At 69.4% G+C, this 21,749-nt stretch carries 18 protein-coding genes; 12 read left to right on the top strand and 6 right to left on the bottom strand.

All coding sequences use genetic code 11. The annotated features are described in order from the left end of the window. Window positions 1-187: 187 nt before the first annotated feature. The 3 genes from ACQ859_RS29295 to ACQ859_RS29285 form a co-directional block, all read right to left on the bottom strand. Window positions 188-1,942 (bottom strand): hypothetical protein, encoded by a 1,755-nt coding sequence (locus tag ACQ859_RS29295; protein WP_431263928.1) that lies wholly within the window; start codon window positions 1,940-1,942, stop codon window positions 188-190. 88 nt (window positions 1,943-2,030) lie between these two features. After that, window positions 2,031-2,675 (bottom strand): RNA polymerase-binding protein DksA, encoded by a 645-nt coding sequence (gene dksA, locus ACQ859_RS29290; RefSeq protein WP_431263927.1) that lies wholly within the window; start codon window positions 2,673-2,675, stop codon window positions 2,031-2,033. Between the two features lie 150 nt (window positions 2,676-2,825). Further along, window positions 2,826-3,962: a CobW family GTP-binding protein gene (locus ACQ859_RS29285; RefSeq protein ID WP_431263926.1), complete on the bottom strand. Its 1,137-nt coding sequence runs from the start codon at window positions 3,960-3,962 to the stop codon at window positions 2,826-2,828. Between the two features lie 122 nt (window positions 3,963-4,084). Here ACQ859_RS29285 and ACQ859_RS29280 point away from each other — a divergent pair, with 122 nt between their 5' ends. The 7 genes from ACQ859_RS29280 to ACQ859_RS29250 all read left to right on the top strand — a co-directional run bounded on the left by ACQ859_RS29280 (window position 4,085) and on the right by ACQ859_RS29250 (window position 12,203). Beyond that, window positions 4,085-4,969 carry an HlyC/CorC family transporter gene (locus tag ACQ859_RS29280; protein WP_431260442.1) on the top strand — a complete coding sequence of 295 codons (885 nt, stop codon included), beginning with the start codon at window positions 4,085-4,087 and terminating at the stop codon, window positions 4,967-4,969. Further along, on the top strand, window positions 4,969-6,519 hold the full coding sequence (gene lnt / locus ACQ859_RS29275) for an apolipoprotein N-acyltransferase (RefSeq protein ID WP_431263925.1): 1,551 nt from the start codon (window positions 4,969-4,971) through the stop codon (window positions 6,517-6,519). Before ACQ859_RS29280 ends, lnt begins: the two co-directional genes overlap by 1 nt. A 113-nt stretch (window positions 6,520-6,632) precedes the next feature. Next, a complete protein-coding gene (gene glyQ / locus ACQ859_RS29270) occupies window positions 6,633-7,598 on the top strand; it encodes a glycine--tRNA ligase subunit alpha (protein WP_088404700.1) in 966 nt (321 codons plus the stop codon). Window positions 7,599-7,619: 21 nt separating this feature from the next. Then, on the top strand, window positions 7,620-9,761 hold the full coding sequence (gene glyS, locus ACQ859_RS29265; RefSeq protein WP_431263924.1) for a glycine--tRNA ligase subunit beta: 2,142 nt from the start codon (window positions 7,620-7,622) through the stop codon (window positions 9,759-9,761). A 45-nt stretch (window positions 9,762-9,806) separates the two neighbouring features. Next, on the top strand, window positions 9,807-10,457 hold the full coding sequence (gmhB, locus tag ACQ859_RS29260; protein WP_431263923.1) for a D-glycero-beta-D-manno-heptose 1,7-bisphosphate 7-phosphatase: 651 nt from the start codon (window positions 9,807-9,809) through the stop codon (window positions 10,455-10,457). Window positions 10,458-10,462: 5 nt separating this feature from the next. Next, window positions 10,463-11,338 carry a lysophospholipid acyltransferase family protein gene (locus ACQ859_RS29255; protein ID WP_431263922.1) on the top strand — a complete coding sequence of 292 codons (876 nt, stop codon included), beginning with the start codon at window positions 10,463-10,465 and terminating at the stop codon, window positions 11,336-11,338. Between the two features lie 124 nt (window positions 11,339-11,462). Beyond that, window positions 11,463-12,203, top strand: a complete 741-nt coding sequence (locus ACQ859_RS29250; protein ID WP_431263921.1) for a M48 family metallopeptidase — start codon at window positions 11,463-11,465, stop codon at window positions 12,201-12,203. A 388-nt stretch (window positions 12,204-12,591) separates the two neighbouring features. On the opposite strand, the gene ACQ859_RS29245 is transcribed toward ACQ859_RS29250, so the two are convergent. Continuing rightward, window positions 12,592-13,659, bottom strand: coding sequence for an MBL fold metallo-hydrolase (locus ACQ859_RS29245; RefSeq protein WP_431263920.1), 1,068 nt, complete (start codon window positions 13,657-13,659; stop codon window positions 12,592-12,594). Window positions 13,660-13,704: 45 nt separating this feature from the next. Here ACQ859_RS29245 and ACQ859_RS29240 point away from each other — a divergent pair, with 45 nt between their 5' ends. The 4 genes from ACQ859_RS29240 to ACQ859_RS29225 all read left to right on the top strand — a co-directional run bounded on the left by ACQ859_RS29240 (window position 13,705) and on the right by ACQ859_RS29225 (window position 17,120). Next, window positions 13,705-14,175: a MerR family transcriptional regulator gene (locus tag ACQ859_RS29240; protein WP_431260450.1), complete on the top strand. Its 471-nt coding sequence runs from the start codon at window positions 13,705-13,707 to the stop codon at window positions 14,173-14,175. Window positions 14,176-14,254: 79 nt separating this feature from the next. Then, complete coding sequence (gene speD / locus ACQ859_RS29235; RefSeq protein ID WP_431263919.1) at window positions 14,255-14,644, top strand: adenosylmethionine decarboxylase; 390 nt, start codon at window positions 14,255-14,257, stop codon at window positions 14,642-14,644. A 42-nt stretch (window positions 14,645-14,686) separates the two neighbouring features. After that, a complete protein-coding gene (locus ACQ859_RS29230) occupies window positions 14,687-16,003 on the top strand; it encodes a YjgN family protein (protein ID WP_431263918.1) in 1,317 nt (438 codons plus the stop codon). 16 nt (window positions 16,004-16,019) lie between these two features. Beyond that, a complete protein-coding gene (locus tag ACQ859_RS29225; protein WP_431263917.1) occupies window positions 16,020-17,120 on the top strand; it encodes a M48 family metallopeptidase in 1,101 nt (366 codons plus the stop codon). Window positions 17,121-17,273: 153 nt separating this feature from the next. Here the strand turns inward: ACQ859_RS29225 and ACQ859_RS29220 are convergent, their stop codons facing one another. Further along, window positions 17,274-20,501, bottom strand: a complete 3,228-nt coding sequence (locus ACQ859_RS29220; RefSeq protein ID WP_431263916.1) for a prolyl oligopeptidase family serine peptidase — start codon at window positions 20,499-20,501, stop codon at window positions 17,274-17,276. After that, the gene (locus ACQ859_RS29215) at window positions 20,498-21,190 is read right to left on the bottom strand and encodes an alpha/beta hydrolase (protein WP_431263915.1); all 693 of its coding nucleotides are present in this window, start codon (window positions 21,188-21,190) and stop codon (window positions 20,498-20,500) included. Before ACQ859_RS29215 ends, ACQ859_RS29220 begins: the two co-directional genes overlap by 4 nt. A 184-nt stretch (window positions 21,191-21,374) precedes the next feature. Between ACQ859_RS29215 and ACQ859_RS29210 the strand changes: the two genes are divergently transcribed. Further along, complete coding sequence (locus ACQ859_RS29210; protein WP_431260456.1) at window positions 21,375-21,740, top strand: PspC domain-containing protein; 366 nt, start codon at window positions 21,375-21,377, stop codon at window positions 21,738-21,740. The last annotated feature ends 9 nt before the right edge of the window (window positions 21,741-21,749 follow it).

Genomic DNA, 21,749 nt, shown 5'->3' with positions numbered 1-21,749 from the left:
GAACGTCGTGTCACCCTCACGTGGGTCCCCACGGGGGATTCACAAGGTGAGGAAAAGGCTGCGGCCTCGCGTGTGCGAATGCCGGTTGACGATGTCGATGATCGGACATCCGAATGAGGAACGGGGCCAGAGGCCCCGTCGTCGCGTCGGTTGAATCCGGAAGTCTGGCCCTCCGGAAGGGCCGCGTTCACACGTGCCGGATCTTGACCCGGGCGTGCTCGTTGATGCCCATCGCGCCGAAGAACAGCGCCACCAGGCGGTGCGCATCGCTGAACTGCACCGCGCGGTTCTCGCTGCGCCGGGCCAGGACCCAGTTCAGCAGGTCGCCCGCGGCCATGAAGTCCAGGCGGATCAGCTTCGGGCAGGCGATCGTCACCAGCGAGGCGCCGCCCAGCTGCTCGGTCATCAACGCCAGCGTCTCGCTGATGTCGCCGCTGAGCTGGCCGGACAGTTCCATCAGCGCCGCCGTGTTGACCGCGTCGGTCATCGTCGACTCGAGGAAGGCGATGCCGGTGTCCATCGCCGCCGGCTGGATGGAGGACGGAGAACTCGTCGACAGCGCGTTGCCGCTGATGCGGACGTGGCACAGGGCCTTCTCCCAGCTCGGCGGGGAGACCTCGTAGGTCACGCAGTAGTCGATCGCGACCTCGTCGAACTGGTCCGGCCGGTTGGCCAGGCGCAGCGCTTCCAGGCGCAGCATCCAGAGGATGGGGTCGGCGTCGCGGCTGCCCACCGGGGCCTGCTCGCGCAGCACATTGAAGAAATGGTCGCCGGACAGCCAGCGCAGGTCCAGCGCCTGCTGCGCCCAGGCGCGGAACAGGTCGCGCAGCTTCGCGCAGGCCTCGATGTCGATCTGCTTGAGCGGCGCCCAGTCGATCACCCACGGCATCGGCAGGTTCTCGCAGCGCGTGCGCATCTGCGTCACGGCCTCGACGTCCAGGTACTCCGGCGTGGTCCACGACACGCTGCTGGCGCGGCCGCGCGGGGCGCGTTCCGCCTGCACCGCCTCGGCCACCAGCTTGGGCAGCGAGAACCATTGCGGCGACGACAGCCCGAACTGCTGTGCGTAGTCGTTGGCCAGATGCTCGAACTTGCCCTGCTGGCCGGTCGCCCGGTACAGGTCGAACAGCACCAGCCAGGTCTCGGCGTGCTCGTGGCGCGCGCCGCCCTGGCGGGTCAGGTCGATCAGGCTGCGTTCGCAGTGTTCGTAGTCGGCGTTGGCGAAGGCGATGACCGCCTCGTCCAGCTCGGCGTCGTGGACGACCTCGTTGACCTCGACCTGCGGATCCGCGACGTGGAAGCTCAGCGTCGGGATCTCCTTCTTCAGCTCGGGGATGGCCGCCGGCGCTCCGGCCGGGGAGGGCGGCGCGATGCCGCCGCCCATCGAGGCCGCGGCCGGCGCGGGCGACAGGTCCAGGCGTTCGATCTCGGCCGGCGCCGCATGGTCGGAGACGCGCGCGCCGACCTGGTCCGCCGGCTGCGTCGCCGCGAAGTTGACCGGCCGGGTGCTCGTGTCGAAGAAGCCGGGCGGGTGCTGGCTCTGGACCTGCGTCGGCACGAAGCCCTCGCCGACCATCTGCTGTTCGATCTGGTCGATCTTGGCCTTCACCGTGCCGTCGTCGCGCCGCACGCCCTGGATCTCGCTGATGCGGCCCAGTTCGTCGATGCCCGACGTCGCATGGCCGCCCAGGGCGGCCAGCTGCTCGGGGGTCAGGCCTTCACGGCGGATCTTGCGCAGCATGTCGAGCTCGCGCTTGCGCACGAAGTCGTTGCGGCGCTTGCGCTCCACCATCGCCCGCAGCTCGGCCTTGGCGGCGTCGGCCTCGGGGTCGTCCTGGCGCGAGTTGATCTCCGCCCAGTCGGTCGTCGGATTGGCGACGAAACGCGCCACCTTGCGGAAGAAGCTCTCGCCTTCTTTGGTGCCGTCTTTGGGGTCGGACATGCTCACGCGGACCTTGCTTTTCGCAGTAGTGGCGGTGGAACTGGCGGTACTGGGGCGGTACTTCCTGATGCGGGCGGATGCGGGCGACTCAGTCGCCGAACATCTTCTGCTTGAGCTCGCGGCGCTGCTGCGCCTCGAGCGACAGCGTCGCGGTCGGGCGGGCGATCAGACGGCCCAGGCCGATCGGTTCGCCGGTCTCGTCGCAGTAGCCGTACTCACCGCTGTCCAGACGCTGCAGCGACTGCATGATCTTCTTCAGCAGCTTGCGCTCGCGGTCGCGGGTGCGCAGCTCCAGCGCGTGCTCTTCCTCGATCGTGGCGCGGTCGGCCGGATCGGGGACGATGGAGGTGTCCTCGCGCAGGTGCTCGGTCGTCTCGCCGGCGTTGGACAGGATGTCTTCCTTGAGCTGCGTCAGCTTGGCGCGGAAGAACTCGACCTGCTTGTCGTTCATGTATTCGGTGTCGGGCATCGCGAGCACTTCGGCATCGGACAGTTCGGCACCGGCCTTGTTTTTCCAGGCGGAGGAGAGTTTGGGATCGGCTTTCACGGCAGGTCGGCTGTTCTGGTTCGTTGATGTCGGGGTCGAGGGCCGGACGGGGCTGTCCAGCAGTGAGACCGTGCTGTCGGGCGCGTCCGCGTCGGCGGACTTGCCCTCCGCGGCAGCCTTGGACGCCTTCGCAGGGGCTGCGGGCGCCTTGGTCGCTGCGGTCTTGGAGGCCGGGGTCTTGCTCACGTTCACTCTCCTAGCGGCTCTTTATACCTGCTCGACATGAGAAGCCGGGGCTTCCCGCCGTTGGCGCAGGGGCCTGGTTCGGGCGCGGCGGATTGTATCCACCTCCGCCGCCGCACCAGCGATGGCCTTGAACCATGGATCAGTGTGGCACTAAGCCAGGCAGCCTTCCAGCCCCTGCATGAGGATGTCCTTCGGCAGATCGATGCCGATGAACACCATCTTGCTGATCTTCTTTTCTTCCGGCAGCCACTTGGGGCCCAGATCCGAGCCCATCAGCTGGTGCACGCCCTGGAAGATGACCTTCTTGTCGGTGCCGTTCATGTTCAGCACGCCCTTGTAACGCAGCATCTTCGGGCCGTACACCTGCACGATCGCGCCCAGGAAGTCCTCCAGCTTGGCCGGATTGAACGGCCGCTCCGAGCGGAAGACGAAGGACTTGACGTCGTCGTCGTGGTGATGGTGGTGCGGATGGTCGCAGGCTTCGCCGGGGGCGTGGTCGTGGCCTTCATGGCCGTGGTCGTGCCCGTGGCCATGTTCATGGTCGTGCGAATGACCGTGGTCGTGGTCATGTCCGTGGTCATCCACGGCCAGGAACTCCGGGTCGATCTCCAGCTTGGCGTTCAGGTTGAAGCCGCGCAGGTCGAAGACGTCCTTGATCGGCACCTCGCCGAAGTGGACCTTCGATTGCGGCGCGCGCGGGTTCATGTGCTTGAGGCGGTGCGACAGCGCGTCGACCGCGGCGGCGTCGACCAGGTCGGTCTTGCTCAGGAAGATCTGGTCGGCGAAGCCCACCTGGCGGCGCGCCTCCTGGCGCGTGTCGAGCTGGTCGTTGGCGTGCTTGGCGTCGACCAGGGTCAGGATCGAGTCCAGCAGGAAGGTCTCCGCGATCTCGTCGTCCATGAAGAAGGTCTGCGCGACCGGACCGGGGTCGGCCAGGCCGGTGGTCTCGATGACGACGCGCTCGAAATCGAGTTCGCCCTTGCGCCGTTTCGCGGCCAGGTCGGCCAGCGTGGTGCGCAGATCCTCGCGGATGGTGCAGCAGACGCAGCCGTTGCTCAGCTGGATGATCTGCTCCTGGGTCTCGCTGACGAGGATGTCGTTGTCGATGTTCTCCTCGCCGAACTCGTTCTCGATGACGGCGATCTTCTGGCCGTGCGCCTCGGTCAGCACGCGCTTGAGCAGCGTGGTCTTGCCCGAGCCCAGGAAGCCCGTGAGGATGGTGGCGGGGATCAGGGCCGAGGCGGGCGCCGGAGTGGGCGTCTGCGAGGCGGTATCAGGGGACGACATGATGGAAGACCAATCTGTAAGGAAGCCTGGGCCCGCTAACTGAGGGCGGATGACTGTGTTTCAAGCGAATGTCAATGTCAATCGGTTATTCTGGCGCCTCCTCAACGACGGCACACACCTCAGTGTCTGAACCCCAGCCTAGTCGGCCCGCCAAACATGGCGGGCGTGGCAACGACCCACGCGGCCTCATCGATCGCGTGCTTGAATTCCTGCACCCCGGCCCCGACTCGACCAGCGAACTGATCGAGAACTTCGCCGAAGCGGAGGAGCGCGATCTGATCGCGCCCGAATCGCGCCAGATGCTCGAGGGCGTCCTGCGGATGGCCGAACTCAGCGCCGGCGACGTGATGGTCGCCGCGCCGCGGATGGACCTGCTGGACATCCAGTGGGCCCCCGACGACCTGCTGGCCAACGTCATCGACACCGGTCACTCGCGCTTCCCGGTCTACGACGGCCAGCGCGACAACATCATCGGCATCCTGCTCGCCAAGGACCTGCTCAAGCTCCAGCGCGCGCCGGAACTGAACCTGCGCGCCCTCCTGCGCCCGGCAGTTTTCGTGCCCGAGAGCAAGGGCCTGAACGAGCTGCTGCGCGATTTCCGCTCCAACCGCAACCACCTTGCCATCGTCATCGACGAATTCGGCAACACGGCGGGGCTGATCACCATCGAGGACGTGCTCGAGGAGATCGTGGGCGAGATCGAGGATGAATTCGACGTCGGCGACGGCGACGCCGGCATCTACACGCTGGCCGACGGCAGCTACCGCGTCGCCGGCGACGCCGACGTGGCCGCGGTCAACGAGTCCTTCGGGCTGTCGCTGTCGGTGGCCGACTTCGACACCATCGGCGGCCTGGTCGCGCACGAGCACGGCCGCGTGCCGCGCCGCGGCGAGACCGTCGAGGTGGCCGGCCTGCGCTTCTCGGTGATGATCAACCGCGGCGGCGCCGTGCGCTGGTTCAAGGTGACCCGCGCGCCGGCCTCCGAGGCCGACGACCACAGCGGCTGATGCGCCGCGGCGTGTCGTTCGACGGACCGGACCGGTCCGGTGGTCCGGGCCGGGCGGTCCGCCAGGGATGGCGGGCCTGGCTCGGCCACCCGGCGCTGGCGCTCGTCGCGGGCGTTCTCCAGACGGCTTCGTTCTCGCCCAGCCCCGCCTGGTGGCTGCAGCCGCTCGCGCTCGCCTGGCTGATCTGGGCCTGCGACGGCCTGCGGCCGCGACGCGCCGCGCTGACCGGCGCGCTGTTCGGCGTCGGCTGGCTGGCCTCGGGACTGTGGTGGCTCTACATCAGCATGCACGACTTCGGGCACCTACCCGCGGTCGTGTCCGCGCTCGCGGTGCTGGCGCTGGCGCTGTTCCTGTCCCTCTACTACGCCGCCGGCATGGGGCTGGCCGCGCGCTGGTCCGCCGGCGCCGCGCCGTGGCGACGGGCGCTGGCCTTCGCCGGGCTGTGGCTGGGAGCGGAACTCGCCCGCGCCACCATCCTGACCGGCTTCCCGTGGATCGCCAGCGGCTACGCGCATGCGCAGGGCCCGCTGGCCGCGTTCGCCCCCTACGTCGGCGTCTACGGCATCACCGCGCTGGCGGCGCTCGCGGCCGCGGCGCTGGCGCTGCGGCGCTGGGCGATGTTCGCCGTGCTCGTCGCCGGGGTCGTCGCGGGGCAGTTCCTGCCGCAGGACTTCACCCGGTCCACCGGCACCCTGACGATGTCGCTGGTGCAGCCCAACATCCCGCAGGACCAGAAGTTCGATCGCGAGCGTTTCGACCAGAACCTCGACCAGCTGATCGCGCTGATCCGCTCCGCGCGGGGTCAGGTCGTGATCACGCCGGAGTCGGTGCTGCCGGTGCCGCTGGCCTTCCTCGACGAGGAACACGTCGAGCGCCTGCGCCGCGATGCCGAGACCCGGCCGCTGCTGCTCGGCACCTTCCTGGGCAATTCGACCGACGGCTTCGTCAACTCGCTGGTGGGCCTCGGTTTCGCGCAGCGCTACGACTACGGCAAGCGCCACCTGCTGCCCTTCGGCGAGTACATCCCGCCCGGCTTCCACTGGTTCGTCAAGGCGATGAACATCCCCTTGGACGACCAGGCGAGCGGCACGCACGAGGGCGCGCTGCCCTTCGCGGGCCAGCGGCTGCGGCCGCTGATCTGCTACGAGGACCTGTTCGGCGAGGACATCGTCGCCAGCGCGCTGGACAACGGCGGGCCGGCCGCGACGGTGTTCGTGAACGTCAGCAACCTGGCGTGGTTCGGTCCGCGCATGGTGCAGGACCAGCATCTGCAGTTCTCGCAAATGCGGGCGCTGGAGTTCCAGCGGCCGGTCGTGCGCGCGACCAACACCGGCGCGACCGCGCACGTCGACCACCTCGGCCGCGTGCGCGAGCGGCTGCCGGCGGAACAGGCCGGCGTGCTCGAGGTGAGCGTCGAGGGCCGCAGCGGCGTCACGCCGTACGCGCGGTGGCTGGCGATGCTCGGCCTGTGGCCCTTGTGGGCGTTGGCCGCGCTCGGCGTGCTGCCGGTGCTGGCGCCTCGCCGTCCGGCCCGCTCGCGTTCGGGCTGAAGCGCTTCGGCTGACCGGGCGCGACCTCGCGACGCGACGCCCGTGCGCGGCCCGGGGCGCACATAGAATCGGTCGGTTTTCCCCAACGCGCCCGCCGACGGCCCGACGTCCCTATGCTGACTTTCCAGCAACTGATCCTCCGCCTGCAGGAGTACTGGTCCCAGCAGGGCTGTGCCCTGCTGCAGCCCTACGACATGGAAGTCGGCGCGGGCACCAGCCACACCGCGACCTTCCTGCGCGCGCTCGGTCCCGAGCCCTGGAAGGCCGCCTACGTCCAGCCCAGCCGCCGTCCCAAGGACGGCCGCTACGGCGAGAACCCGAACCGCCTGCAGCACTATTACCAGTTCCAGGTCGTGCTCAAGCCCGCGCCGGCCAACATCCTGGAGCTCTACCTCGGCTCGCTGGAGGCGCTGGGCTTCGACCTGAAGAAGAACGACGTCCGCTTCGTCGAGGACGACTGGGAGAACCCGACCCTCGGCTGCTGGGGCCTGGGCTGGGAGGTCTGGCTCAACGGCATGGAGGTGACGCAGTTCACCTACTTCCAGCAGGTCGGCGGCATCGACTGCAAGCCCATCACCGGCGAGATCACCTACGGCCTCGAACGCCTGGCGATGTACCTGCAGGGCAAGGAATCGGTGTACGACCTGGTCTACACCGACGGCCTGACCTACGGCGACGTGTTCCATCAGAACGAGGTCGAGCAGTCGACCTACAACTTCGAGCACAGCGACGTCGACTTCCTGCTGAACGCCTTCGGCGCGTACGAGCGCAAGTCCAAGGACCTGATGGACGCGCACCTGGCGCTGCCCGCGTATGAGCAACTGCTCAAGGCCGGCCACACCTTCAACCTGCTGGACGCGCGCGGCGCGATCAGCGTGACCGAGCGCGCCGCCTACATCGGCCGCATCCGCAACCTCGCGCGCGCCGTGGCGCAGAGCTATCTGGACAGCCGTGCGCGGCTCGGCTTCCCGATGGCGCCCAAGGACTGGGCGGACGAGGTGATCGCGCAGATCGAGAAGAAGAGCGCCGAGGCGGCCGCCAAGGCCGACAAGGCTTCTGAAAAGAAGACCGCCGCCTGAGACGACGAGGAACACCCCAGCATGACCACGAAGAACCTGCTCGTCGAACTGTTTGTCGAGGAACTGCCGCCCAAGGCGTTGAAGAAGCTGGGCGAGGCGTTCTCGTCCGTCCTGGCCGACTCGCTGAAGGCGCAGGGCCTCGCGGACGCGGGTGCCGCGGTGACCGCCTTCGCCACGCCGCGCCGCCTGGCCGTGCACCTGACCGGTGTCGGTGCCAAGGCCGCCGACCGCGCCGTGCAGCAGAAGCTGATGCCGGTCGCCGTCGCGCTGGACGCGTCGGGCAATGCGACCCCCGCGCTGCTCAAGAAGCTGGCCTCGGTCGGCGCGGACGCGTCGGTCGTCCCCAGCCTGAAGCGTGCGCCGGACGGCAAGGCCGAGGCGCTGTTCCTGGACACCGTCGTCGCCGGCGTCACGCTGAAGGACGGCCTGCAGAAGGCGCTGGACGAAGCGCTGGCGAAGCTGCCGATCCCCAAGGTCATGACCTATCAGCTGGCCGACGGCTGGAGCGACGTCAAGTTCGTCCGCCCCGCCCACGGCCTGATCGCGCTGCATGGCGATGAGCTGGTCGAAGTCGCCGCGCTGGGCCTGACCTCCGGCCGCACGACGCGCGGCCACCGCTTCGAGACGACGGTCGCCTCGATCGAGATCAGGAACGCCGACACCTACGAGCAGCAGCTGCGCGAGGAAGGCCGCGTGATCGCGTCCTTCGAGCAGCGCCGCAACGACATCGTGCGCCAGCTGCAGGCGCAGGCCGCGCCGCTGGGCCTGACGCCGATCGACGCCCCCGAGCTGCTGGACGAAGTCACCGCGCTGGTCGAGCTGCCCAACGTGCTCTCGTGCCAGTTCGAGCCCGAGTTCCTGGCCGTGCCGCAGGAGTGCCTCATCCTGACGATGAAGGCCAACCAGAAGTACTTCCCGCTGCTGGACGGCCACGGCAAGCTGACGCACCGTTTCCTGGTCGTGAGCAACGTGCATCCGGACGACGCCTCCAAGGTCGTCGAGGGCAACGAGCGCGTCGTGCGCCCGCGCCTGGCCGATGCGAAGTTCTTCTTCGACCAGGACCGCAAGAAGACGCTGGCCTCGCGCGTCGACGGCCTGGGCAAGGTCGTGTACCACGGCAAGCTCGGCAGCCAGGGCGACCGCGCCGAACGCGTCCGCGCGATCGCGCACGCCATCGTCAACCAGCTGCGCATGGCCCAGCACCCGTACACGGCGGAAGCCAAGGACGAGTTCGACATGCTCGACAGCAAGGTCAAGGAAGCCGCGCTGCTGGCCAAGACCGACCTGCTGACCGACATGGTCGGCGAGTTCCCCGAGCTGCAGGGCATCATGGGCGGCTACTACGCGCGCCATGAAGGCCTGCGCGACGGCGTCGCCAAGGCCATCGAGGACCACTACAAGCCGCGCTTCGCCGGCGATGCGCTGCCGCGCAACCACACCGGCACCGTCGTCGCGCTGGCCGACAAGCTGGAGACGCTGGTCGGCCTGTTCGGCATCGGCCAGCTGCCCACCGGCGACAAGGACCCGTTCGCGCTGCGCCGCCATGCGCTGGGCGTGATCCGCATCCTGGTCGAGAACCACATGCACCTGTCGCTGCCGGAACTGATCGAGGGCGCGCTGCCCGCCTTCGGCGAGTTGATCCAGGACCCGAGCGAGCCGCTGCTGGGCTTCTTCGCCGACCGCCTGGCGGTCAGCCTGCGCGACCAGGGCTACAGCGCCCAGGAGGTCGACGCGGTGCTGGCGCTGAACCCGGCCCGCCTGGGCGACGTGCCCAAGCGCCTGGGCGCGGTGCGCGCCTTCGCGGCGCTGCCGGAATCGGCCTCGCTGGCCGCGGCCAACAAGCGCGTGGGCAACATCCTCAAGAAGGTCGAGGGCGAGCTCCCGACCGACGTGAAGCCTGCGCTGCTGACCGAGGCCGCCGAGAAGGCGCTCGCCGACGCGCTGGCCGGCGTGAAGCCGCAGGCCGACGCGCTGTTCGAACAGCACGATTACGCCGGTTCGCTGAAGGCGCTGGCCGCGCTGAAGGCGCCGGTCGACGCGTTCTTCGACGACGTGATGGTCAACGCCGAGGACCCCGCGCTGCGCGCCAACCGCCAGGCGCTGCTCAAGCAGCTGCACGAGGCGATGAACCGCGTGGCCGACCTGTCGCGCCTGGCCGTCTGACCGTCTTGCTCATCGGCGTCCACGCGCAGTTCACGGGAGATCACGATGCCTAACCGGTCCGACCATCCGCACGGCATGAAGCTGGTGATCCTGGGCCGCGACGGCACGATCAACCGCTACCGCGACGACCACGTGAAGTCGCCCGAGGAACTCGAGCCGCTGCCCGGCGCGCTCGAGGCCGTCGCGCGGCTCAACCACGCCGGCTGGCACACCGTCATGGCCACCAACCAGCCCGGCATCGGTCGCGGGCTGATCGACATGGCCTCGCTGAACGCCGTCCACCTGCGGCTCAACCAACTGCTGGCGGAGAAGGGCGGCCGGCTCGATGCCGCGTTCTTCTGCCCGCACGCGCCGGAAGACAACTGCAACTGCCGCAAGCCGCTGCCGGGCCTGATCGAACAGATCGGCGAACGCTTCGGCGTGGACCTCAAGCACGTGCACATGGTCGGTGCCAGCGTGCGCGACCTGCAGACCGCGCACAACGCCGGCTGCGTGCCGCACCTGGTGCGCGGCGACCGGCTCGCCGGCGTCGAGGAGGCGCAGCTGCAGGAGCAGATCGCGCTCGTGCCGGGCTCGCGCGTGCACCAGGACCTGACGGCCTTCGCCGAAACCCTCATCCACGCGGAACGCCGCGCCCGCGCCGAAGCGCGAGGCGAATCCGCCGAACCCGATACCGCCCCTGGAGAACTGGGCTGATGCCGATGCTCATCACTGTGCTGCGTTCCATCGTTTTTGTCCTCTACCTCATCGTCACCGTCATCCCCTGGGGCAGCGCGGTGGTGCTCTGCTCGCTGTTCCTGAACAGCACCCAGCTGTACTGGATGTGCGCCACCTGGCTGCGTATCGCGATCTGGGGCGCCAAGCTCATCTGCGGCGTGCACTGGCGCGTGCGCGGCATGGAGCACCTGCCCACCGATCCGAAGCAGTCGGTCATCCTGCTGTCCAAGCACCAGTCGACCTGGGAGACCTTCGCCTACCCGATGCTGATGCCGCGGCCGCTGGCCTACGTGTTCAAGCGCGAGCTGATCTACATCCCGTTCTTCGGCTGGTCGATGGCACGCCTGGACATGATCCACATCGACCGCAGCAAGCGCAGCGAGGCCTGGAACAAGGTGGCCGCTCAGGGCAAGCGGATCGCGGCGCTGGGCAACTGGATCATCATGTTCCCGGAAGGCACGCGCGTGGCGCGCGGCAAGGCCGGCGACTACAAGACCGGCGGCTCGCGCCTGGCGGTCGAGACCGGCGTGCCGGTGGTGCCGATCGCGATGAATTCCGCGACCTGCTGGCCGCGCAAGAGCTTCCTGTTGAAACCTGGCACGATCGACGTGTCCATCGGCCCGATGATCCCCAGCACCGGTCGCGCCCCGGCCGAGCTGATGAAGGAAGTGCAGGCCTGGATCGAGGCCGAGATGCGGGTGCTCGACCCCGCGGCCTATCCGGCGGTCGTGTCGGGCGAGGTGTCCCCCGCACCGCCCGCCCCGCCGGCTCCCCCGCGCCGCCACCCGCGCCGGCCGCCGCCTGATTACACTCGCAGCCCATGCTGCCTTCCAAGCTGCGGGGACTGGGCGCACTGCTGAACAACTTCACGCAGTTGTCGCTGTTCGACACCGAGCCCCAGCCCGCCCCCCGCTTCCTGCGCCGGATCCCATCGCCCCGACGCCGCGTTCCCGCGGTGACGTCGGCGCGTCCACGCGCCAGGTCTTGCTCCAGGGGCAGTCCATCCCGTACGAGCTCAAGCGCGCCCGGCGCCGCAGCATCGGTTTCACCGTGAGCGAGGATGGCCTGCGCGTGTCGGCGCCGAAGTGGGTGCCGCTGGGCGACATCGACAAGGCGCTGCAGCAGAAGGGCGAGTGGATCCTGCGCAAGCTCGTCGAGCAGCGCGAACGCGCGCGGCGCACGCAGGCGGCGCGCGTCCACTGGGGCGACGGCTGCAGCCTGCCATACCTGGGCGAACCGCTGATCGTCGTGCTGGATCCGTCGCTGACGGGGGCCCGGCTCGACGAAGGGCAGTCCGATCCGCAACCGACGCTGGCCACCGTGCCGCGCCGCATGCTCTACCTCGGTCTGCCGCAGGACGCGACGCCCGACCAGATCCGCGACACGGTGCAGGCCTGGCTGCAGCGTCAGGCGCGGCAGCGCTTCGAACAGCGCTGCCGGCACTTCGCCGGACCGCTCGGCGTCACGATGACCGGGCTGAGACTGTCCTCCGCGCAGACGCGGTGGGGCAGCGCGAGCGCGGACGGCATGATCCGGCTCAACTGGCGCCTGATCCACTTCTCGCCGGCGCTGATCGACTACGTCGTCGCGCATGAGCTCGCGCACCTCAAGGAGATGAACCACAGCCCGCGTTTCTGGGCGGTGGTGAGGTCCGTGTTCCCCGACTACGAGCTCGCGCGCGACCGCCTCAAGCAGGCGGTGTTGCCGCTGATGGACGAGGCGTAAGAAGGCAGGGACTGTCACCGCCGCGGGCCCTCCCCCAACCTTCTTCCGCAAGCGGGAGAGGGGGCAAACGGGCGTGGTACCGCTACGTTTCAGAGCGTTCCCCCTTCAGGGGGCTTGTAGCTGATTTGAGTGGCGTTGCACACTGAGGTTTGCTGTCATCACTCGCATCTGAGTCAGAACTTCCTCCCGCGTTCCGCTCCCGGCGGCGCACAGGGTTCCCCAGCCGTCAGGCTGCGTCCGGACAACCCGCGCTCAGAGCCGACAAGCTGATGCAAAAAAGGCGCAGCGCCGCCGTCCCGTGACCGGGGCGGCGGCGACTGTCTTTCTGGGGTCAGGTGTTTCGTCTGCCCGGGCCGGGATGGCGCGGCGATCTCAAATCCTCAGGCCTTCAAGCCGAGAAGCGGTGGATCCCGTCGTCGTCCAGCGTGCGTCGCAGCAGTCCACCCAGCCACAGGCGGTTCAGATGCGCCACCGCCTCGCCCATTGCGAAGGTCGTCTGGTGCAGGTCCAGCGGCCGGCGGAACATCATCGGCAGCAGCTCGGCGGCGTGGCAGGGCTTCGCGGTGCAGGCCTCGAGCACTTCCGCCAGACGTTCCCGATGGTGTTCCTGCAGCTGGTCGATGCGCGCATGCAGGCCGCGGAACGGCTTGCCATGCGCGGGCAGCACCAGCGTGTCGGCCGGCAGCGCGGTCAGCCGCTCGATCGAGTCCAGGTACAGCTGCAGCGGATCGGCCTCCGGCTCCACGTCGAGCACTGAAATGTTGGTCGAGATCCTCGGCAGCATCATGTCGCCGGAGATCATCACGCCTTGCCCTTCCGCCTGTGTCCCGCTGAACAGGCTGATGTGCTCGGGCGCGTGGCCGTACCCGACCAGGCAGCGCCAGTCGTGGTCGCCGATGCGCACCGTCATGCCGTCCATGAGCCGGCGGAACGCCGCCGGGATCGCCGGCACCATGCTCGGGTAGTAGCTGGCGCGGCCGCGGATCTTGTCGAGCGCGGCGGGATCGCTCAAGCCATGGCTGGCGAAGAACGCCGCCGCCGCTTCGCCGCCCAGGCCGACCGTCGACGAGGACGCGACGCGCGCGAGTTGGTAGTCGGTCGCGCTGATCCACAGCCGGCACTGCCATTTCTCGGTCAGCCAGTGTCCCAGCCCCAGGTGGTCGGGATGGATGTGCGTGACGATCACGCGCAGCACCGGCAGGCCGTCCAGGCGCTCGGCGAAGACGCGCTCCCAGTTCGCCTTGGTGGTGTCGTTGTGGATGCCGCAGTCCACGATGGTCCAGCCCTCGCGGCCGTCCAGCACGTCGCGCAGCAGCCAGAGGTTGATGTGGTCCAGCGCGAAGGGCAGGCCCATCCGCACCCAGCGCACGCCGGGCAGCAGGTCCAACGCCTCGCCGGGGCCTGGCAGCGTGTCGCCCAGGGGGTAGGAGAGTTCCGATTCGCGAGGGTTGGCCATGGCTTTAGACTTACGTTTACGTCAACGTCATTTGCCAGTGTAGCCATGAGCCCCTCTTCCCGCCCGACCCCGGCCGATGACCTGCCCGAGGACGCGCTGCCCGAGGCCGGCGACGACGCGGGGCCGCTGTTCACGATCACTGAACTGGCCGCCGAGTTCGACATCACGCCGCGTGCGATCCGCTTCTACGAGGACATGGGCCTGCTGACGCCGGCCCGCGCCGGCCGCAACCGGGTGTACACGCAGCGCGATCGCACGCGGTTGAAGCTGACGCTGCGCGGCAAGCGGCTGGGCCTGTCGCTGCAGGAGATCAAGCAGCTGGTCGACATGTACGACAACCAGTCGGACACGGTGCCGCAGGCGCGGGCCTTCCTCGGCGTCCTCGAGCAGCACCGCCGCCAGCTCCAGCAGCAGCTGAACGACATCGAGATCACGCTCGAAGAGATCACCTTGCACGAAGAGCGTTGCCACGCGCTCCTCTCCGAGGCCGGCGCCGAACAACACCCGTCCGCCTGATCCGGTCCCAGGCCGCCGCAGGAAGCCATTGGCGGCCAACGCCCCGACCGCCGAAGTCCTGCCTCTACACTGCCCGCCAATGAACGGCCTGCATCTCACCGCCGACCTGGCCGGCTGCGCCCATGACGCCCTGCTGACGGACGGGTCAGGTCTTGCCCGTGCGGTGCGTGCCGCTGCCGACGCGGCGGGCCTGTCCGTCGTCGGCGAACACTGGCACCGCTTCCCGGACGCGCCGGACGGCCAGCCGGGCGGCATCACCGGCATGCTGCTGCTGGCCGAATCGCACGTGGCGCTGCACACCTGGCCGGAGATCGCGTCCGTGACGCTGGACGTCTACGTCTGCAACTACGAGGGCGACAACTCGGACAAGGCCCGCGCGCTGATGGCGGCGCTCGTGGTGCTGTTCGAACCGGCTGACGCCCGGCATCACGCGCTCGTCCGGGGACAGCTGGGCGCCGGGGCGCTTTAGTAGACTCTCGCCCGGGCCGCAAGAGCCCAGGAGTCCGAGGGATTGATCGAGAGCAACACCGAGCTGACGCTGGTGCCGAAGGCGCCGACGCCTGCGCCTGCGCGCGGGCCGGCATCGGTGCGCGCGGCGGCCGCCGCGCGGCCGGCCGGCGCCATGGCCGCCGCCTCTCCCGCATCCTCTCCGGCCTCGCCTGCCGGGTCGACGGCCGGATCGCCGGCAGCGACCCCCGCGCGTGACACGCCCGTCACCAGGCGGCACGCGTGGCGGCTCGAGTTCACCGGCACCGGCGCCGACTACTTCCGCGTCTGGATCGTCAACACGCTGCTGACCCTGGCGACACTGGGCGTCTATTCCGCCTGGGCGAAGCGCCGGAAGGCGCGCTGGTTCGCGCGGCACACGCTGCTGGCCGGCGAGCCCTTCGACTTCCACGGCGACCCGCGTCGCATCCTCGTCGGCCGCGTGCTGGCGCTCGCGCTGCTGCTCGTCTGCGTCCACGCGTTCGACTGGTCCCTCGCCGCCGGCGTGGCCGCGCTCGCGGCGCTCTATGTGCTGGGACCGATGCTGTTCGCAGGCGCCCAGCGCTTCAAGCTGGGCAACCTCAGCTGGCGCGGCCTGCGCTTCGGCTTCCAGCCGGTGGCCGTGCCGGCCTACGCCTCCTGCCTGCCGCTGCTCGTGGCATGGACGCTGGTCGCGTTCCTCGTCAGCCTGGGGCCGGCCCTGGGGCCGTGGGTGAGCGGTTTCATCGGCCTCACGGCCGCGCTGCTGATTCCGATCGCCCATGGGCGACTGCGGCAGTTCCAGCATCGGCACGCGCGCTACGGTGCACTCGCCTTCAATTTCCATCTGCCGGTGGAAGCCTTCTACGGCCTCTACCTGCGGGTGGGCGGCGCGCTGATCGCCGCCGGCGTGGTGACCGCACTGATGGGGGCCGGTGTGTCGTTGGGCTGGAAGCTCGCCGCGGGCGCGCCGCCTGAAGGGCTGCGTACCGCGCTGCCGTTGGTGGCGGTGGTCGTGGCCTGGGCCTGTGCCTGGCCGATCTACATCGCGCGGCTGCAGCAGGTGGTCTGGAGCAACACCCGGCTGGCGGGTGGCATCGAGTTCGCGTCCGACGTCTCCGGGGTGGCGCTCCTCAAGACCGTGCTCGGCCAGGGATTGCTGACCGTGCTGACGCTAGGCCTCTACTGGCCGTTCCTGGCCGTGCGCGTCGCCAAGCTGCGCATCGAGGGCATGAGCGTGATGACGGACGCGCCGGTCGGTGGCATCGTCGTGCAGGCGCCGCCGCGGCGCGGACCGGGGCCCGCCCGCGGTCCGGTCGCCGACGGCACCGGCGACACCTTCGGCCTGGATGTCGGCTGGTGAGCCCGCGGGACGTCGCATGAGGCCGAAGATCCATACCGCCACCGCCCGCTGGTTCGACGGCGTCGACAACCGGCCGCAGGACGTGCGCGTCCGCCTGAGCGGCAACCACTTCGAGTTCATGCCGTGGCCGCCCCGGCCACAGTCCTCGTCGTCGATGCCGTCGGAAGCCGAGCTGGCCGCGTCGCGGCCGTCGATGCCGGGCCTGCGCCGCTATGCGCGCAAGGCGCTGCAGGTCGGCGAATGGTGGCGCGACCGCCCGACGCCGGTCGGCCTGCCCGACGGGGGCACGGTCTGGCTCCCGGCGGACAGCGCGATGGGACGGGTGCTCGGCGGGCAATCGCTGCTCTCGCAGGTCATCGGCAGCTGGAGCCTGGCCGTGTGCGCCCTGGTGGCGCTGGTGGCGCTGGTGGTGTGGTTCGACCGCCAGGGCGTGGGCCTGCTGGCGCGTGCCGCGCTGCCGCTGATGCCGAAGCAGCTCGACGAAGCCGTCGGACTGCAGGTGGAAGAGCGGCTCGCGGCCACCTGGCTGAGGCCGTCGCAGCTGCCGATGGAACGCCGGCAGGCGATCCGCGCCCGGTTCGCCGATGTCGCCGGTCGCGTGTTCCCGGGCATGAGGTTCGACGTGCGCTTCGCGCGCCAGGGCGACCACAAGGGCTCGCAGGCGATGGCGCTGCCCAACGGCACGATCTTCGTCTTCGACGGCCTCGCGGAGCTGCTGAACGACGATGAACTGATCGCCGTGCTGGGCCATGAAGCCGGGCACGTGAAGCACCGCCATGCGATGCGCCAACTGGTGCAGGGGGCGGGGTTGCTGTCGGTCACGGGCCTGGTGATGGGCGACTTCCCGTCGGTGGCGGGCACCCTGCTGACCTCGACGCACACGATGCGCTATACCGCGGACGCGGAGGGCGACGCCGATGCCGAGGCGCAACGCCTGATCCTGCGCGAACATCTGCCCAATGAGACCCTGGTCGGGGCCTGGGGCAAAGTGCTGGGGGAGATGCGGCGCGAAGGGCGTGTCGACAGCCTGAGCGGCCTGCTCGCGACGCATCCGTCGATCGGGGAGCGCATCGAGAGCGCCCGGCGCGCGGCTCAGGAAGCGGAGCCTTTGCGCTGAGGCGCCGTGGCGTTGGGCGGGACCGCCCACCTGCCACCTTCAGGGCGCGGACCCTCCCAGGGCATGGGGCCTCGCGTCCGCGAACCCCAAGCCCTGTGCGTGCCCCGGTGACCGTCGTTCTTGCGACGGCTTGGGGCTCGTGGTGGACGACGACTACTTGGCGTTGGTGGTGGTCGTCGTTGATTCCTGACCCTTGGCAACAGCGGTCTCCGGCGTCGTCGTCGGCTTGAACTGTCCCATCACGTCGCGCTTGCCGCGTTCCAGGTACGGCACCGGCTGGTCCATCCAGGTCGGGCGCGGGCTGCCGAGCAGGTAGTGATCGAAGAACTCGGCCATGTGCACGGTGTAGTGCTTCATGTTGTCGCGCTCGCGCAGGCCGTGCTTCTCACCGTTGTAGTTGAACCAGTAGGCCTCCTTGCCGAGGCGGCGCAACGCGGTGAAGAACTCGATGCCCTGGTACCAGGGCACGGCGTCGTCCTCGTCGTTGTGGATCGTCAGGTAGGGCGTGGTGACCTTGTCGACGCGGAAGATCGGCGAGTTCTCCAGGTACAGGTCCGGACGCTCCCACGGCGTGGCGCCGATGCGGCTCTGGCCATGCTCGTACTGGAAGGCGCGGCTGATGCCCGCGCCCCAGCGGATGCCGCCGTAGCCGCTGACCATGTTGGCCATCGACGCTCCGGCCTCCGCCGCGCGGAACTGGCTGGTGTGCGTGATCAGGTAGTTGATCTGGTACGCGCCCCAGCTGTGACCCTGGATGCCGACGCGCTTCGGATCGACGTAGCCCTTGGCGATCTGCTGGCGGATCGCCGGCATCACCGTGTTCATCGCGCTCTTGCCCGGCTGGCCGGTCGTGTAGACGATGTCCGGACGCAGCACCAGGTAGCCGTTGCTGACGTAGCGCGAGACGTTGATGTTCTGCGACGGCGCCGGCGGGATGTAGCGGTACCGGTTGTCGGTCATCTTCTCGTAGATGTAGACCATCATCGGGTACTGCTTCTTCGGGTCGAAGCCGGGCGGCTTGGCCAGCAGCGCGCGCAGCTTCTTCCCGTCGGCGGCGGTGTACTCGACCAGTTCCTGCGTGCCCCATGCATAACGCGACTGCTGCGGGTTGGCGTCGCTGATCTGCTGCGGCTGCTGGAAGGCGAGCGTGGACGTCCACAGGTCCGGGAACTGCGTGAAGGTCTGCTGCGTGAAGACGATGCGGTCCGCGTCCTTGGCCTTGATGAGGCCGCCGATCATGCGGTCGTCCTGGATCAGGGCCTTGGGTGCGCCGCCGGTCGCGTCGACGCGGTAGTAGCCGCTGGCGCGCGTGATGTCGTGCGTGCCGGCCAGTGTCAACGCGTCGGCGGGCAGCGGCTTCCTGTCGGCGTCCTCGGGGTCGAGCGGCACCACGCGCAGCTGCAGTTGCTGCTTGCGGCCCCAGCCCTGCGTGAGGTTGCGGGACTGGCCGGTGGCCGGTTGCACGGCCCAGAGGTCGAACTTGTCGTAGACGACGACGCTGTCGTCGTCGGCGGTCCAGCCGGCGCTGCCGTAGGGCGAGGGCAGGTCGGGCACGTCGCGGTCGTCGTTGTCGAAGCGCGACTTGATCTTGCCGGTCAGGTCGATGGCGGCGGCGGTGTCGGTGCGCCAGGCCATCCAGCGCACGGCCGTCGCGTCGAAGCCCAACACGTAGCGGCCAGCCGGCGAGAGCGTCGGCGCGTGGCGCAGCTTGCGGGCGAGGGGCCTGGCCGCGCCGGTGTTCAGGTCGACGGCATAGGCGTCCATGTAGGCGCCTTCCCACGACATCAGCTGGCGGTACGGCAGCTCGCTCAGGCCGAGCGCGACGGTGGCGTTCTCGTTGACCTGGATCGTGGGCAGGTCCTTCGTCGCGAGCTGGACGAAGCGCGCCGCGTCGACGTCGTTGCCCAGGTGCACGACGGCGCGGTAGCTGCGCGCGCGTTCGCGTTCGGCCTTGGCCTTCTGCGCCGACTGCAGCTCCGGATCCTTCCAGTGCCAGAGGTCGACCTTCATCGGCTCGGGCGCGTCCTTCGGTTCGGGCGCGGGGAGTTCGGCGGTGCCGAGGAACAGGCGCTGGCCGTCCTTGCTGAAGGCGAGCGCGGCGTGCTCGCTCGGCGTCCAGCCGGCGGGCATGCCGGCGGTCCCGGCACTCACCAGCACCGAGGCGCGCTCCTGGCCGGCCTTCCACAGGAAGAGCTTGAACGGCGTCGGATCGGGCTTGTCGGCCTTCTCGTCCTTCTTCTCCTCCTTCTTGTCGTCGGCCTTCTTCGCCTTCTCTGCCTTCTCGGCCGCCCTGGTCTCGGCGACATGGTCGCGGTTGCTGACGAAGGCGAGGCGACGGCCGGCCTCGTCGAAGCGCAGCTGCTTGTAGCTGCCGGCGCCGGACATCACCGCGCGCGCCTGCGTCGGCGCGGCCGGGTCGATGAGGTAGACGCCTTCGCGGGTCGTCTCGTCGGGGGCAGGCCTTGCTTCGGCGACGGCCGCGGGCGCGGCGTCCGAAGCCGCTGAAGCCCCTGACGCCGCCGGCGGCTGCACGGCCGGGACGGCCGGGGTGGCGGGTTTGGCTGCTTCCTTCTTCGCCGGCTCCTTGACGGAGACCACGTAGGCCAGCAGCGTGCCGCCGTTGTTCCAGGCGAAGTCCGAGGCGTCCTTGAAGGTGTTGCGCTGCTTCGTCTCCGCGGCGATCAGCAGCAGGTCGTTGCCCGGCGCCTTCTTCGCGGACGGACCGCCGCCCTCGGCGGGGGCTTCCTGGTCGAGGAGATCCTCGGGATCACGGTCGACATCGGGCTTCGTCGCCGATGACTTGGTGTCCTTGGCGCCGTCCTTGGACGCGTCCTTCTTGACGGGCGCCTCCAGCAACAGCGCCAGATGCTGGCCGCCGTCCTTGCCCCAGGCGAAGCGCTTCACGCGCTCGACGGTCTCCACCTGGCCGGTGGCGAGGTCCATCCACGCCGCGCCGGCCTTGGGCGCGTCGTCGCCCTTCTTCTTGTCCTTCTTGGCCTTGTCGAGCTCGACCCGCGCCGGCTGCACGGCGAACGCGACGAAGCGGCCGTCGGCGCTGAACTGCGGCGAGGTGCCGCGCGGCGCGCGGTACTCGCGGCCGTCGGCGACGTGGCGGACGACGAGCTCGCCATCGGCCTCCTGCGCGACCAGCGCATAGGCGATCCACTGGCCGTCGCGGCTCAGCTGCGTGTGCTGGATGCTGCGCCAGGTGGCGTAGATGTCGTGCGTGATCGGCAGCTTGGCGGCGGCGGGCTGGCCGATGGTGGCGGCCGCGGCGGCGACGGGCGTGGCGGCTTGCGGAGGCGTGGCCGCGGCCAGCGGCGCGAGCGGCAGCAGGGCGAGCGACAACGCGGGCAGCGAGGACAGGAAGGACCGGGTCACAGGGCACCTCCCGCCGCGGTCAGCGTCTTCACGAGCCAGGCCTGCAGGGCCTGGATCTCGTCCATGCCGACTTCGTGGGCCATCGGGTACTCGTGCCACTCGATGTCGTAATCCAGCCGGCGCAGCTCGGCCAGCGACGCATGGGCGCGGGCGGGCACGACGACGCCGTCGTGGCTGCCGTGCGCCAGGAAGATCGGCGTGTCCGCGTTGGCGGCGTTGCGCTCGGTCTCGGTCGTGTCCAGCACGGGCAGGTAGCCGGACAGACCGACCAGTCCCGCCAGCCGCTTCGGATACCGCAGCCCGGTCATCAGCGTCATCGCGCAGCCCTGCGAGAAGCCCATCAGCACGACGCGCTCCGGCGGGATGCCGAATTCGGATTCCTCCCGGGCGATCAGGTCCTCGACGAGGCGCTGCGACACGCGCAGGCCGTCGGCGTCCTCTCGCTGGCTCAGGTCGCCATGGCGGATGTCATACCAGGCACGCATGCGCATGCCGCCGTTGATGGTGACCGGGATCTCGGGCGCGCTCGGCAGCACGACGCGCAGGCCGCCCAGCGCCAGCACCGGTGACAGGTCCAGGGCCTGGACCACGGGGACGAAGTCGTTGCCGTCGGCGCCCAGGCCATGCAGCACCAGCAGGCTGAAACGCGGCGCCTGGGGGGTCTGCAGTTCGATGGTTTCGAGGTTCATGGGACGGAATGCTAGTCCGCCGCGCGACGCCGGTCCTGGGTGGAAACGCCCTGTCGCGGCTCAGCCGCTCCGCATCGCGCCCAGATGCAGCCGGTCGCACGCGGCTCGCACCGATCGGGGCGGATCCGTAGTCTTCACGTCATCGCATCAACCGATGCACGACTCTCCGGGAAAGGAGCCCCCCATGTCCGACAGCGAAGAACTGAACCGCCTGGCCGATCTGCATCAACGCGGCATCCTCAGCGACGAGGAGTTCGCGAAGGCCAAGGAACGGGTGCTGAACGCCAGCAACCGGTCGTCGAGCTCGACCTCCTATGCGTACGCGACGCCGCACGGCAACGGCAGCGGCGCCCCGGTGGTGAACGCGATCAACACCTTCCGCCGCAGCCGCGACGACCGCTGGATCGGCGGTGTGTGCGGCGGACTCGCCCGGCTGAGCGGACTGGCCGCCTGGTTCTGGCGCATCGTGTTCGTGGCGCTCACGACCTGTGCCGGCGGCGGCGTGCTGCTGTACTTGCTGCTGTGGATCTTCGTGCCGCTGGAGGATTGATTCGATCCC

The organism is Roseateles chitinivorans (assembly GCF_050632235.1).
GTDB classification, from domain to species: domain Bacteria; phylum Pseudomonadota; class Gammaproteobacteria; order Burkholderiales; family Burkholderiaceae_C; genus Roseateles; species Roseateles chitinivorans_A.
The sequence above is the reverse complement of the archived record's forward strand: the minus strand, read 5'-3'. Positions and strand labels throughout refer to the sequence as shown.